Origin of the sequence: Pseudonocardia sp. TRM90224, from assembly GCF_021245725.1 — a bacterium.
Taxonomy (GTDB): Bacteria; Actinomycetota; Actinomycetes; order Mycobacteriales; family Pseudonocardiaceae; genus Pseudonocardia.
Window position 1 is genome coordinate 20,922 of record NZ_JAJGSX010000021.1, and the last position, 12,957, is coordinate 33,878.

General features: G+C 73.1%; 14 protein-coding genes. 10 read left to right on the forward strand and 4 right to left on the reverse strand.

The annotated features are described in order from the left end of the window. The first annotated feature begins 2 nt into the window (after window positions 1–2). The 6 genes from LL648_RS25955 to LL648_RS25980 are packed head-to-tail and all read left to right on the forward strand — an operon-like array spanning window position 3 to window position 5,535. Complete coding sequence (locus LL648_RS25955; RefSeq protein ID WP_232665341.1) at window positions 3–965, forward strand: ABC transporter permease; 963 nt, start codon at window positions 3–5, stop codon at window positions 963–965. Further along, the gene (locus tag LL648_RS25960; RefSeq protein ID WP_232665342.1) at window positions 962–1,792 is read left to right on the forward strand and encodes an ABC transporter permease; all 831 of its coding nucleotides are present in this window, start codon (window positions 962–964) and stop codon (window positions 1,790–1,792) included. Before LL648_RS25955 ends, LL648_RS25960 begins: the two co-directional genes overlap by 4 nt. Then, entirely contained in the window at window positions 1,789–2,745 is a 957-nt protein-coding gene (locus tag LL648_RS25965) for an ABC transporter ATP-binding protein (protein WP_232665343.1), read from the forward strand. The genes LL648_RS25960 and LL648_RS25965 overlap by 4 nt, the downstream gene beginning before the upstream one ends. A gap of 5 nt (window positions 2,746–2,750) precedes the next feature. Next, window positions 2,751–3,488: an ATP-binding cassette domain-containing protein gene (locus tag LL648_RS25970; protein WP_232665344.1), complete on the forward strand. Its 738-nt coding sequence runs from the start codon at window positions 2,751–2,753 to the stop codon at window positions 3,486–3,488. A gap of 14 nt (window positions 3,489–3,502) precedes the next feature. Next, a complete protein-coding gene (locus LL648_RS25975) occupies window positions 3,503–4,486 on the forward strand; it encodes a P1 family peptidase (protein ID WP_232665345.1) in 984 nt (327 codons plus the stop codon). Continuing rightward, entirely contained in the window at window positions 4,483–5,535 is a 1,053-nt protein-coding gene (locus LL648_RS25980; RefSeq protein ID WP_232665346.1) for a C45 family autoproteolytic acyltransferase/hydolase, read from the forward strand. The genes LL648_RS25975 and LL648_RS25980 overlap by 4 nt, the downstream gene beginning before the upstream one ends. Before the next feature lie 242 nt (window positions 5,536–5,777). Here the strand turns inward: LL648_RS25980 and LL648_RS25985 are convergent, their stop codons facing one another. After that, entirely contained in the window at window positions 5,778–6,776 is a 999-nt protein-coding gene (locus tag LL648_RS25985; RefSeq protein WP_232665347.1) for a LacI family DNA-binding transcriptional regulator, read from the reverse strand. A 4-nt stretch (window positions 6,777–6,780) separates the two neighbouring features. After that, on the reverse strand, window positions 6,781–8,826 hold the full coding sequence (locus LL648_RS25990; protein ID WP_232665348.1) for an ATP-dependent Clp protease ATP-binding subunit: 2,046 nt from the start codon (window positions 8,824–8,826) through the stop codon (window positions 6,781–6,783). A 132-nt stretch (window positions 8,827–8,958) separates the two neighbouring features. On the opposite strand from LL648_RS25990, the gene LL648_RS25995 reads away from it, so the two are divergent. Then, window positions 8,959–9,534, forward strand: a complete 576-nt coding sequence (locus tag LL648_RS25995; RefSeq protein ID WP_232665349.1) for a TerD family protein — start codon at window positions 8,959–8,961, stop codon at window positions 9,532–9,534. Between the two features lie 116 nt (window positions 9,535–9,650). Beyond that, window positions 9,651–10,370 (forward strand): DUF2306 domain-containing protein, encoded by a 720-nt coding sequence (locus tag LL648_RS26000; protein ID WP_232665452.1) that lies wholly within the window; start codon window positions 9,651–9,653, stop codon window positions 10,368–10,370. Here the strand turns inward: LL648_RS26000 and LL648_RS26005 are convergent. Continuing rightward, on the reverse strand, window positions 10,284–10,760 hold the full coding sequence (locus LL648_RS26005; protein ID WP_232665350.1) for a MarR family winged helix-turn-helix transcriptional regulator: 477 nt from the start codon (window positions 10,758–10,760) through the stop codon (window positions 10,284–10,286). The genes LL648_RS26000 and LL648_RS26005 overlap by 87 nt on opposite strands. Before the next feature lie 54 nt (window positions 10,761–10,814). On the opposite strand from LL648_RS26005, the gene LL648_RS26010 reads away from it, so the two are divergent. Beyond that, complete coding sequence (locus LL648_RS26010) at window positions 10,815–11,309, forward strand: pyridoxamine 5'-phosphate oxidase family protein (RefSeq protein ID WP_232665351.1); 495 nt, start codon at window positions 10,815–10,817, stop codon at window positions 11,307–11,309. Window positions 11,310–11,319: 10 nt separating this feature from the next. Then, a complete protein-coding gene (locus LL648_RS26015; RefSeq protein ID WP_232665352.1) occupies window positions 11,320–12,042 on the forward strand; it encodes an ankyrin repeat domain-containing protein in 723 nt (240 codons plus the stop codon). A gap of 18 nt (window positions 12,043–12,060) precedes the next feature. On the opposite strand, the gene LL648_RS26020 is transcribed toward LL648_RS26015, so the two are convergent. After that, entirely contained in the window at window positions 12,061–12,678 is a 618-nt protein-coding gene (locus LL648_RS26020) for a hypothetical protein (protein WP_232665353.1), read from the reverse strand. Window positions 12,679–12,957 lie beyond the last annotated feature (279 nt).

The following is a 12,957-nucleotide window of genomic DNA, read 5'->3' on the forward strand; positions in this document are numbered from 1 at the left end:
CCGTGCGCCTGATCGGCTGGTGGGCCCGCCGCGTCGCGAGCGCGGCTGCCACTCTGACGCTCGTCTCGATCTTGATCTTCGCGGCGTCCCGGCTCATGCCGGGCGGGTTCGCCGAGGTGGTGCTCGGCCCGTTCGCGACGCCGGAGCAGCAGGCCGAGGTGTCGGCCCGCTACGGGCTCGACCGCGGCGTCGTCGAGCAGTACGGCCTGTGGCTCGCCGCCGTGCTGCGCGGCGACCTCGGCACGTCGATGATCAGCGGTGAGCCGGTGACGGTCGAGTTCCTGCTGCGGATGCCGGTGACGGTCGAGCTGACGCTGCTCGGTGTGGCGGCGGCGGCCGTGATCGGGGTGCCGCTCGGCATCGTCACGGCGGTGCGGGCCGGTGGCCGTGGGGGCGCCGCCGGCCGGCTCGCCGGGGGCATCGGCGTGAGCGTGCCGGAGTTCGTGCTCGGCAGCCTCGTCGTGTTCGTCTTCTCCCGGTTCGCGCTCGGCCTCACGATCGGCGGCTACCGGCCGCTCGACGAGGACGTCGGCGCGAACCTGCGCTCGATCGTGCTGCCGGCCGCCGTGCTGGCGTTCTTCGCGGTCGCCGTCACGGCCCGCACCACCCGCGACGCGGTCATGGGAGTGCTCGTCGAGCCCTACATCACCGCGGCGGTGGCCCGCGGCGACAGCCCGTTCACGATCGTCGTGCGGCACGTCCTGCGCAACGCGGCGATGCCGGTGCTCGTCGTGCTGACCACGATCACCGCCTACCTGCTCGGCGGCGCGGTGATCGTCGAGTACCTGTTCAACCTGCCCGGCGTGGGCTCGTACGTCGTCGCGGCGGTCGGGCGGCGCGACTACGCGGTGGTGCAGGCGGGGGTGCTGCTCGCGGCGGCCGTGTTCGTGGTGCTGAACATGCTGGTGGACGCCGCGACCGGGGTGCTGGACCCGCGGCTGGGCTCGGCGGGGGAGGCCAGATGACCTGGATCCGAGGGCTCGACCGGCTCTCGCTGGCCGGTCTCGCCGTGCTCGCGCTGCTCGTCGGCGCCGCGCTCGCCGGCACGCTGCTCGGGGTCGGCGGGGCGCAGGACGCGATCGTCGGGCCGCGGCTCGCGCCACCCGACGGGCAGTGGCCGCTGGGCACCGACCAGCTCGGCCGCTCCATGTTGCCGAGGGTGCTCGCCGGCATCGGTACGACGCTGCTGCTCTCGGCCGTCGCGGTGGCCGTGACGGCGACGGCGAGCACGCTGCTCGGGCTCGTCGCCGGCTACCGGGGCGGTTGGGTGGGTGAGGTCGTCCTGCGAGGGGTGGACGTCCTCTACGCGTTCCCGACGATCGTGCTCGCGATCCTCGTCGCGGCCGTGCTCGGTCCGGGGCGGTCCGCGACGCTGGCGAGCATCGTGCTGGTGACCGTCCCGCTGATGACGAGGCTCGTGAAGGTCGCGGCCGAGACGGTCGCCCGGCGCGACTTCGTCACGTCCGCACTGATCAGCGGCGCGTCCCACCGGTACGTGCTGGCGCGGCACGTGCTGCCGAACGTCGCCGGCACCGTCGCCGTGCAGGGCACCTACGCCCTGTCGGTCGGGATCCTCGTCGAGGGCGGGCTCAGCTTCCTCGGGTTCGGTGTGCAACCGCCGGCCTCGTCGCTCGGCGCGCTCATCCAGCAGGGCGGGATCTACCTGCTCGCGGCGCCGTGGCTGCTCGTCTGGCCGGGGATGGTGCTGGTCGCGGCGGTGCTGGCGATCACGGTGTTCGGGGACGGGCTGCGTGACCGGCTGGAGCCGAGAGATTCGAGGGCCCTGAAATGACGGTTCTCCTGCACGTCGAGGCACTTGTGGTGGAGTACGGCTCCGGCGATGGCACCGTCCGGGCACTCGACGGCGCGGAGCTGGTGGTGGAGGAGGGCGCGACCGTCGGCGTCGTCGGGGAGAGCGGTTCCGGCAAGTCGACACTCGGCGCGGCCGTCGGCGGCCTGCTGCCCGCGGCGGCGCGAACCGTCGCCGGTGACGTGCGGGTCGGCGGGGTGTCGGTGGCCGCGATGACCCCGCTTCAGCGCCGCGCGATGCGCCGCGACCAGCTCGGATACGTGTTCCAGGAGCCGATCGGGGCGCTCGACCCGACGATGCGCATCGGGCGGCAGCTCGGGCACGTCCTGCGCGGGCAGGGGCGCGCCGCCGTCCTCGACTGGCTGGAGCGGGTGGCCTTGCGCGACCCCGCGCGGGTCGCCGCCGCCTACCCGCACCAGCTCTCCGGCGGCATGGCGCAACGGGTGGCGATCGCGATGGCGATGGCGTCGGAACCGGCGCTGCTGATCGCCGACGAGCCCACCGCGGCGCTCGACAGCGAGGTCCGCGAGGAGGTGCTCGACCTGGTGTTCACCCTCGCGGCCGGCGCGGGCACGGCGATCCTCTGGCTCTCGCACGACCTGCCGGCTGTTGCGAAGCGGTGCTCGCGGGTCGCGGTGATGTACGGCGGGCGGGTCGTCGAATCAGGGCCGGCCGCCGAGGTGCTGGTCGCGCCGCGGCACCCGTACACGGCCGCGCTGCGCAGGTCGGTGCCGTCGGCGGCGGGCCGCGGCGAGCGGCTCGTCCCGGTGCCCGGTCAGCCGCCCGTGCTGACCGGCGCGGCGGTGGGCTGCGCATTCGCGCCGCGCTGCCCGGCGGTGCTGGAACCGTGCACCGTCGACCGGCCGCCGCTGGTCGGCGACCTGGATCGGGACGTCCTCTGCCACCTCCCCGCGCCCGTGGGGGCGGCGCGGTGACGCCGGTGCTGGAGCTCGACGACGTCAGCGTGACGTTCCGCATGGGCGGCCCGCTGCGCCGCACGTCGATCCGGGCGATCCGAGGGGTGTCGCTGCGGGTCGATCCGGGGGAGACGCTCGGGCTGGTCGGCGAGTCGGGCTCTGGCAAGACGACGACCAGCGCGGTGGCGCTCGGGCTGCGCGCCCCGACGAGCGGCACCGTCCGGTTCGACGGCAGCCCGTTCCCCCGTCGGCGACGCGCGCTCGCCGGCCGGATGCAGGCCGTGCTGCAGCACCCGCAGTGGTCGCTCGACCCCCGCATGCGGATCGGAGCCTCCGTCGCCGAACCCCTCGCTGTGCTCGGCGGCGGCGACACCGCGCCGCAGGTCGCGGAGTCGCTGGCGGAGGTGGGGCTCGATCCGTCGTTCGCGCAGCGCTACCCGCACCAGCTGTCCGGCGGGCAGCGCCAGCGCGCCTCGATCGCCAGGGCGCTGATCACGCGCCCGCCGTTCCTCGTGTTCGACGAGGCCGTGAGCGCGCTGGACGTCTCGGTGCAGGCCCAGATCCTGAACCTGATCCGCGACCTGCAGGAGGCACACGGGTTCGCGGCGCTGTTCATCTCGCACGACCTCGGCGCTGTGCGCTACGTCGCGGATCGGATCGCGGTGATGCGCCGGGGTGAGATCGTCGAGACGGCCGACGCCGCCGTCTTCTACGAACGCCCCGCCCACGAGTACTCGCAACGACTGCTGGAGGCACTGTGAGTTCTGGAGGCACTGTGACTCATGGGGACATCCGCCTGGTGCGACCCTCGACGTTCGCCGCGGGCGCCGTCGGCAACGACGACGGCGGGCTGACCCCGCAGCCGAGCCCCGGCCGCGCCGTGGTGCCGTTCGACATCGACGGGGTGCTGGTCGGGACGGCCGAGTACGCCGAAGGCCCGACCGGCTGCACCGTCCTGCACTTCCCGGCCGGTGCGCGGACGGCGGTCGACGCCCGTGGCGGCGCCGTCGGGCTGAGCGGCGGCTACCCGCTCAGCCAGGCCATCGTGTTCGCGGGCGGCTCGGTGTACGGGTTGGAGGCGGCCGCCGGGGTGAACCGGGAGCTGCTGAGCAGGGCGGACAACCGCACGCACTGGGCGGCGCTGCCGCACGTGTCCGGCGCGGTGATCTACGACTTCTCGGCCCGCGACACCGCCGTCGTCCCCGACGCCGAGCTGGGCAGGGCTGCGCTGCGGTCGGCGGTCGCGGGCGGGTTCCCGGTCGGGCGTTGCGGCGCCGGCCGGTCGGCGTCCGTCGGCAAGATCGACTTCGGACGGGCGGAGTTCTGCGGGCAGGGCGCCGCCTACCGGGCGTTCGGGGACATGAAGGTGCTGGTCGCGACGGTGGTCAACGCCGTGGGGGTGGTGGTCGACCGGTCCGGACGGGTGGTGCGCGGCAACGTGAACGGCGGCGTGCGCACACCGCCGGTGGACGACTACGCCGCCGCGGCGGCCGGCGCGCCCGTGCCGGCGATCGCGGGCAACACGACGCTCACGGTGCTCGTCACGAACGTCCGCCTCGACGACCGCGCCCTGAACCAGCTCGGCACGCAGGTGCACAGCTCGATGCACCGGGCGATCCAGCCGTTCCACACCGAGCTCGACGGCGACATCCTGTTCACCGTGACCACCGACGAGGTCGAGCCGACCGGCACGTCGGCGGGCCTCGGCGCGCTCGCGTCCGAGGTCGCGTGGGACGCCGTGCTGTGCGCGGCCGAATGATCCCCCAACACGTCTCCACGGCTGCCGACCCGTTCGACCGGGGCAAGGAGCTGGGCGCCGCGTTCCGGGAGCCGTTGCGCAACGGGTTCGAGGGCTACCAGCGGCTGTTCGCCGAGCACGGTGCGGCGGAGCCGCAGGTCAGGGAGTGGGGCGCGGCCGCGCTCGACGCGGCCCGCGGCTGGGCACCCGACCTCGCGGCCGAGATGGACGGCTTCGCCGAGGGCTCGGGTCTCGCGCCGTGGCAGGTGGGCGCGCTGAACGGGCGCACCGAGGTGCTCGCCGCGGTGCGCGCCGGCGGCGAAGGGGAGTGCTCGACGGCCGTGGTGCGCTCCGGCGGGGCGCCGGTGACGGTGCAGACGTGGGACTGGCTCGACTGGCTGCGCGCCGGGATGCTCCTGTGGACGATCGAGGGCCCCGACGGGCCCGTGCGCACGTTCACCGAGGTCGGGATCGTCGGCAAGATCGGCGTCTCGGGGCACGGCGTCGGCGTGCACTTCAACGTGCTGCGCCACGCCACCGACAGCGCCGACATCGGCGTGCCCGTGCACGTCGTCGCCCGCCGGATCCTCGACGAGGCCAGGTCGACCGCCGATGCGGTGGCGCTGGCCCGCTCGGCGCGGCTCTCGGCGTCGACGGTGCTCACCGTCGTGACCGCGGACGACGCGGTGGTGCTGGAGCTGAGCCCGGCCGGCGTCGGCGTCGTGCACCCCGACGCGGCGGGAACGCTCCTGCACACCAACCACTTCCTCGACGCCGCGCTGGCGCCGGGGGAGCGCACGCTCGCCCACGAGTCCACGTCCTACGACCGGCTCGACCAGCTGCGCGCGCTCGCCGGCGCGCTCGGCGTCGAGGACCACTCAGCGCGGGCGCACCTGCTCCGATCACACGGGAGCGGCGCCGTGTGCGCGCACGCGGACCCCGCTCAGCCGCTGGTGGACCGGTGGGAGTCGCTCGCGACGATCGCGCTCGACGTCACGAACGGCCGCCTGCACGCCCACACCGGCGGCCCGTGCCGGGTGACCGCGGACACCTGGCAGACCCTCGGCTGACGGCCGCGAATGGTTCACCTGGGGGTTGGGGAGGGCAGGAAAGCCACTTTCCTGCCCTGTGGGGGCCGGAAAGTGGCTTTCCTGCCCTCGCGTGCGCCGAGCCTGCGAGCCCGGTCGCCCCGTCCGCACGCGCCCGGCGCACACCGGATGGATGCGGGACGCACACGTTGCCGGGAAAGCCACCTTCCCGGCCCCACACGCCGGGAAAGTGGCTTTCCAGGCACCCCGCCGGCCCGCCCCGCTCACCCACCGCGGGTGGACGCGCGGACGTCCAGCCCGATCGGCAGCACCTGCTCCGTCCCGTGCGGCGCGCGCCCGGCGATGATGTCGAGCAGCAGCCGCGCGGACGCTGCGCCGGCTTCGCGGGGACGCAGGTCGATCGCCGTGATGGGCGGGTCGCTGTGCTGCTGCGGTGTCGAGTCGACGCACGCGGCGAGCAGCAGGTCGGTGCCGACGGCGCGACCCGCCTCGCGCAGCGCGGGCAGCGCGGCGACGGCGGACCCGTCCGGGGCGCAGACCAGCGCGTCCATGCCCGGGTCGGTGACGAGCAGCGAGCCGACGGTCTCGCGCACGACCTCGGACGTCGCCCCATAAGGCAGTTCGCGCAGGATGGGCGGGCAGTCGTGGCCGCGGCACCACTCCAGGAAGGCGCGTTGCAGGGTGGCACCCCAGTCGCTCACCGAGCTGGACGCGAGGAGCGCGGGCCGGCGCGCCCCGGCCGCGAGCAGGTGGTCGAGCAGCTCGGTGAGCATGGCGCCGTGGTCGGAGAGCACCACGCCGGCGGCGCTGCCCGGCCCGGGGTACCGCTCGCAGGTGACCACGGGGATGTCGGCCGCCATGATCCGTGCGGCGACGGGGTCGGTGGCGAGCGGGTCGCCGAGCACCAGCCCGTCGACGCGGTGGAAGCGGCCGTCGGAGCCGGCGTGCCGCCCGGTGATCAGCACGACGTCGAGGTCCTGTGCGCCGGCCTCGTCGACGACGCCGAGGACGAACGACATGAAGTACTCGGAGCGGGTCAGGATCTCGGGGAGGTGCAGCCCGATCGCGCCGGTGCGGGCCCCACGCAGCGAGCGCGCCGCCGTGTTGGGGCTGTAGCGCATCCGCGCGGCGGTCTGCTCGACCAGCTCCCTCGTTCGCGCCGAGACGCGGCCCGAGTTGCGCAACGCAGCCGACGCCGTGGTCGTCGATACCCCTGCCGCCCTCGCCACCTCGACGAGGGTGACTGGCCCGACCCGGCCCATGCGGTCACGATATCCGCACGGCGATGGTGATCTCCCCGTCGGCCACGTCGACGACCGCTCGCCCGCCTGCGACCAGCTCGTTCCCGATGATCATCCGGGAGAGCCGGCGCTCCAGCTCCCGCCCGATCGTGCGCCGCAGCGGCCGGGCGCCCAGCTCCGGTTGGTGCCCGCGGGTGGCCAGCAGGTCGAGCGCGGCGTCGCTGACGTCGAGGGTGATCCGCTGCGCGGCGAGCCGTTGCGCCGTCTCGCCCACCATCATCGCGGTGATCCGCCGCAGCTCCTCCGGGCCGAGCGCGTGGAAGAGCACGACCTCGTCGATGCGGTTGAGGAACTCGGGCCGGAAGTGGGCGCGCACCGCGAACAGGAGCAGCTCGCGCACGTCCTCGACGGACCGCCCGGCGGCCGCGGCGGCGAGCAGTTCCTGGGCGCCGAGGTTGCTCGTCATGATCACGACGGTGTGCGTGAAGTCGACGGTGCGCCCGTGCGAGTCGGTCAGCCGGCCGGCGTCGAGCACCTGCAGCAGCGTGGCGGTGACGTCCTGGTGTGCCTTCTCGATCTCGTCGAGCAGCAGCACGGCGTACGGGGTGCGCCGCACCGCCTCGGTGAGCTGCCCGGCGTCGTCGTAGCCGATGTGCCCCGGCGGGGCGCCTACCAGCCGGAACGCGCTGGCCCGATCGGCGTACTCGCTCATGTCGAAGCGGAGCAGCGCGTCGGTGCTCCCGAAGAGCGCCTCCGCGAGCGAGCGGGCCAGCTCGGTCTTGCCGACGCCGGTCGGGCCGAGGAACAGGAACGACCCCACCGGCCGGTCGGGGTGGGCGAGCCCGGCCCGTCCCGACCGCACGGCGTCGGCGACCGCCTCGACGGCCGCGAACTGGCCGACGACCCTGCGGTGCAGCAGGTCCTCCAGGTCGAGCAGCCGGCTGCGCTCGCCGGCGGTGAGCCGCGCGACGGGGATCCCGGTGCTCTGCGCGACGACCGCGGCGATCTCGTCGGCGCCGACCCCCGGATCGCCCGCCGGCACCGAGAACGTCACCCCGGCCGCGTCGATCTCCCGGGTGAGCAGATGAGCGCGCTCGTAGTCCTCGGCGTCGACGGCGACGTCGCGGGCGCGGCGCAGCTGCACGATCCGCTCGTCCTCCTCGACCGGCGCCGCCGCCTGCGGGCCGGCCGCGGTGATCCGGGCCCGCGCACCGGCTCGGTCGATCAGGTCGATCGCCTTGTCGGGCAGGAACCGGTCGGTGATGTAGCGGTCGGCGAGCTCGGCGGCCGCGACCAGCGCGGCGTCGTCGATGCGCACCTCGTGGTGCTGCTCGTAGCGGGACCGCAGGCCGCGCAGGATCTCGATCGTGCGCGCGACGGTCGGTTCGTCCACCCGGATCGGCGCAAAACGCCGCTCCAGCGCGGGGTCCTTCTCGATGTGCCGGCGGTACTCGCCGGCCGTCGTGGCGCCGATGAGCTGCAGGTCGCCGCGGGCCAGCGCGGGCTTGAGCAGCGTGCCGGCGTCCATCGCCCCGCCCTCGGCCGCGCCGGCGCCGACGACGGCGTGCAGCTCGTCGACGAACAGCACGATCGAACGGCGGGCCGCGACGACCTCGTCGATCACCTTCGTGAGCCGTTCCTCGAAGTCGCCGCGGTAGCGGGTGCCCGCGACCATCCCGGCCAGGTCGAGCGAGACCACCCGCACCCCTCGCAGCGCCTCGGGCACGGAACCCTCGACGACCCGCTGCGCGATGCCCTCGACGATCGCGGTCTTCCCGACGCCGGGGTCGCCGACGAGGACGGGGTTGTTCTTGGTGCGCCGCGCCAGCACCTCCAGCACCTCGGCGATCTCCGTGTCGCGGCCGATCACCGGGTCGAGCGTGCCCGCCCGCGCCGCGGCCGTGAGGTCGCGGCCGAACCGGTCGAGCCGGTGCGTGCGCACGTTCCTCGGGGTGCCGGGCTCGTCGGGCGGCGGGCGCTCGCCGAACGAGCCGAAACTCGACTCGAGGTTGCCCAGCAGCCGCCCGACGAGTTCGTCGAGCGGCCCGAGGTCAGGGCGGTCATCCGGCACGTCCACCTCCGTGGGGTCGACACCGATGCTCCTCCCGAAACGGCGAAACGTCATGGTGGACGACCCGGGTGTTTCGTCAGGGCCGCCGTACTAGGGTTGGCCGCGTCCGCACCGAGGGGATAGGAGCGATACGTGGCTGTCACGCTGGTCAAGGGCGGGAACGTCAGTCTCAGCAAGGAGGCGCCCGGCCTCACCAACGTCCTGGTAGGCCTCGGATGGGACGTCCGCAGCACCACCGGTGCCGATTACGACCTGGACGCCTCGGCGATCCTCCTCAACGCCAACGGCAAGGTCATCTCCGACAACCACTTCGTCTTCTTCAACAACCTGACCAGCCCCGACGGCACCGTCGAGCACACCGGCGACAACCTCACCGGTGAGGGTGAAGGCGACGACGAGGCGATCAAGGTGAACCTCGCGGCGATGGCGCCGGAGGTCACGAAGGTCGTGTTCCCGGTGAGCATCTACGACGCCGATCAGCGTGGGCAGAACTTCGGCCAGGTCACCAACGCGTTCATCCGGGTCGTCAACGCGGCCGACGGGCGCGAGATCACCCGGTTCGACCTGTCGGAGGACGCGTCGACGGAGACCGCGATGGTGTTCGGTGAGCTCTACCGCCACGGCGGCGAGTGGAAGTTCCGCGCGGTCGGCCAGGGCTACGCGTCGGGCCTCGCAGGCATCGCGCGCGACTACGGCGTCAACGTCTGATCCGTCAGATCCTCAGATCCGTCCGGGCCGTGTACTCCGCCTGAGGTAGGCGGGGCTGCGCTCGCAGGCTGACGACACCGCCGCATCCCGCGGCCGACAATCAGCCGGTGCAGGTGATGAGCGAGCGGCGGTCGCAGCCTCTGCTGCGGCCCCGCAAGGTGTGGGCGATGCTCGCGCTCGGCGTGGTCGTCGGCTCGGTGGCGATCTCGCCGTACGTGACGCTCGACATGGGGTCGAGCCGGCTCGCGGTGACCGGCGCGCTGTACTACGCGCTGCTCGTGGGGCACATCGGCACGGCGATGGTCGCGCTGGTGCTCGGGCCGTTGCAGTTCGTCCCCGCCATCCGGGCCCGGCGCCGGGTGCACAAGCGCATCGGGCGCACGTACCTGTTTGCCGGCGTGGTGCCCTCCGCGGTGCTCGCGGTACCGGTCGCGATCATGTCGGGGCGGCTGGTCACGCAGGTCGGGCTCTCGATCCCCGCGGTGTTGTGGCTGGTCACGGCCTGGCTGGCGGTGCGGGCGATCCGCCGGGGCGACGTCGAGGCGCACCGCTCGTGGATGGCGCGCAACTATGCGCTGACGTTCCTCGCGATAACGGCGCGGATCATCGTCCCGTTGCTGCTGGTGGGGCAGATCGCGACCGGTTCGGTCACGGCGGGTGGTGCGGCGGCCGCGGCGTCGGGGCTGATCCCGATCGGGCAGGTGCTCGGCTGGGTGGTGAACCTCGCCGTCGCGGAGGCGTTCATCCGGCTACGTCGGAGGGCGCACGCGGCGCAGGCGGACCGCCGCCGTGCCGCCCGCGATGTCGAGCGCCGCGAGCAGGGTGCGCCGGGCTGACTCCACCTGATCGGCGCCGAGCGCGTCGGTGAGCTCGGCGACCAGCTCGGCCCTGACCTCGCGCGTGTCACGGACGGCGGCCCGGCCGCGTTCGGTGAGCTCGACCCGGCGCACGCGCCCGTCGGCCGCGTCGGAGGTGCGGCGGACGTACCCGGTGGCGTCCAGCTCGGTGGTCACCTTCGACGCCGCCTGCTGGGTCACGCCGAGGTGCTGCGCGAGCTCGCCGATCGTGATCGGGCCGTCGAGGAGGTGCTGGAACACGTAGCCGTGGCTGACGCGCAGCGCCGTGTGCCCACGCGCGCGGACCCGTTCGAGCGCGCGGTCGGTCAAGGCGAGCCCAGCGAGCTGGGCGACCACGGCGAAATCGAGCTGTTCATCGGTGACGGGCACCGGCGAACTCTACGGCAGGTTGACAACCTCAGTTACACAACTATGGTTGTGAATATGGTTGCTGGATTCGTCGCGCTCGCCCACGAGATCGTCTGGTGCACGCTCGTCACGATCGACACAGCCGGACGCCCTCGCTCGCGGGTGGTGCATCCCGTCTGGGAGGTGACCGGCGACGGTGAGCTGTTCGGCTGGCTCACGACCCGGTCGGGCACGCCGAAGCTGCGCCACATCGCCGCGACGCCGCACGTCTCGTGCTCCTACTGGCGGGAGAACCACGACACCGCGGTCGCCGAGTGCCACACCGACGTGGTCGACGACGAGATCGAGCGGAAGCGGGTGTGGGAGTTGCTCGCGGGCACCCCGGCGCCGGCGGGGTTCGACCCCGCCACGATCTGGCCGGGCGGGCCGCAGGACCCGGGCCTCACGCTCGTCCGGATGCGGCCGTGGCTGCTGCGCTTCGCGCGGGCGTCGGTGCTCGCGGCCGGCGGCCAACCGGAGATCCATCGAATCGGTAGTTCCACGGCACTGCCGGCCGGTGACCATCACTAGCGTTCCGCCTATGGGTGGACGGTGGCTCCGGTCGGCTGTTGGTGTGCTGGTGGGTGTGCTCGCGGTGGCCGGGTGCGCAGGCCCGCAGGCCTCGGAGACGTTCGCCGACGCGCGTGTCGTCCAGCTCGTCGACGCGGCCGGGGCGGGCGACCTCGCCGCCGTGCAGCGGTTGCGGGCGGAGGGCGTCGACCTGGAGTTCCGCGGTCTGCACGAGCGGACACCGCTGCTCTGGATGGTGCTCGCCGGCAACGAGCGCGGGGTGGGGACGCTCCTCGACGCCGGTGCCGACCCGGCGCTCGGCGACGTGAACGGCGACACCGCCGTGCATCTCGCCGCGGAGCTCCGTTCGACGCGGATGCTGAAGCTCCTGTTCGAGCGGGGGGCCGACCCGTCGACGCCGAACACCGTGACCCGGCGCAGCGCCATCCAGAACGCGTTGTTCAACGAGCGGCCGGAGACGGTCACGTTCCTGATCGAGAGCGGGATCGACGTCAACATGGCCGATCGCACCGGCAACACCGCACTGCACCAGGCCGCGAAGATCAACCAGGCCGACGCCGTGCTGGAGCTGCTGCGGGCGGGCGCCGATCCGACCCGGCGCAACGTGCAGGGTGTGACGTTCCAGCGGTTCCTCTACATGACCCCCGAGCGGATCCGCAGCCAGGAGTTCCAGCGGGGGATCGAGGCCGTCGAGCGCGAGCTGCAGCGGCAGGGGATCCCGATCGAGAAGTGAGCCGGGGCAGGGGCCCCACTAGGCCATCGACTCGCGCATACGCATGTGGAGGTTGGTGAGGGCTACGTCCTTGTTGAGCGGGTCGTGGGCCTGGTCGGGCTCGACCTTCCCGGCGATCCCGACCGTGTTCAACACATTGAACATGCGTACGAGGTGGGCGATCCGTGCCTCTTCGCGGTCCATTGCGCGTTGCTCGCCGCGGGCCATGGCGAGGGTGCGGTCGATCCACAGGACCTCGATGTGGAGGTCGGCTTCCTGGAGGAGCCGGTGCATGTTCTCGCGCAGCTCGGTGGCCGGCACGCCGATCCAACTCACGATCGTCCTCGGACCGACCGGGAGGACTCGATCGCGCTGCTGGAGGTAGACCAGGTCGGCGGCATAGGCGTGGCCATATGTGCAGTAGCGGCAGCCGTTGTGGAGGGAGATCGCCATGCACGCCAGGTGGGTGCGCAGCGGTCCGAGCGTCGCGAGGGTGCGCTCGTAGCGCGGCATGTTGCGGACGAACCAGACCAGCGCCGGGACGGCCCCGAGGTGGGCGACGATGTAGGACATCAGCCGAGGAGGGAAGCCCCACAAGTGGCGGCCGATCTCCTCGAGCAGGCGGACGGAGAGCCCATCCAGCCGGCGGGCAGCCATCCCGACCTCCCCTGACGTACTGTGAGCGACAGGCTACCGCGCACGACCGTGCGGGTGGGAGTGCGCCTTGTCACCTGTGGACGGACGAGGCTCGAACCAGCCGTTCGGAGCAGTGCAGGCGACCGAGGTTGTGCACATTCGCTCGATCGGGTGCGGCCGAACGGCGGTTGTCCACAGGTGTCGGATCCGGCCGTCGAAGGCCTGCCGACCGTGCCATCGTCGAAGCATGGACAGCACCCCGCACCGACATCCACGAAACGGGCCTCCCGGGCCGGAGCC

Coding starts and splice junctions, on each gene's coding strand:
- LL648_RS25985 (WP_232665347.1), bottom strand. CDS start 6,776: ATGGGCCGGGTCGGGCCAGTCACCCTCGTCGAGGTGGCGAGGGCGGCA.
- LL648_RS26015 (WP_232665352.1), top strand. CDS start 11,320: ATGGGTGGACGGTGGCTCCGGTCGGCTGTTGGTGTGCTGGTGGGTGTG.
- LL648_RS25965 (WP_232665343.1), top strand. CDS start 1,789: ATGACGGTTCTCCTGCACGTCGAGGCACTTGTGGTGGAGTACGGCTCC.
- LL648_RS25980 (WP_232665346.1), top strand. CDS start 4,483: ATGATCCCCCAACACGTCTCCACGGCTGCCGACCCGTTCGACCGGGGC.
- LL648_RS26000 (WP_232665452.1), top strand. CDS start 9,651: ATGAGCGAGCGGCGGTCGCAGCCTCTGCTGCGGCCCCGCAAGGTGTGG.
- LL648_RS26010 (WP_232665351.1), top strand. CDS start 10,815: ATGGTTGCTGGATTCGTCGCGCTCGCCCACGAGATCGTCTGGTGCACG.
- LL648_RS26020 (WP_232665353.1), bottom strand. CDS start 12,678: ATGGCTGCCCGCCGGCTGGATGGGCTCTCCGTCCGCCTGCTCGAGGAG.
- LL648_RS25960 (WP_232665342.1), top strand. CDS start 962: ATGACCTGGATCCGAGGGCTCGACCGGCTCTCGCTGGCCGGTCTCGCC.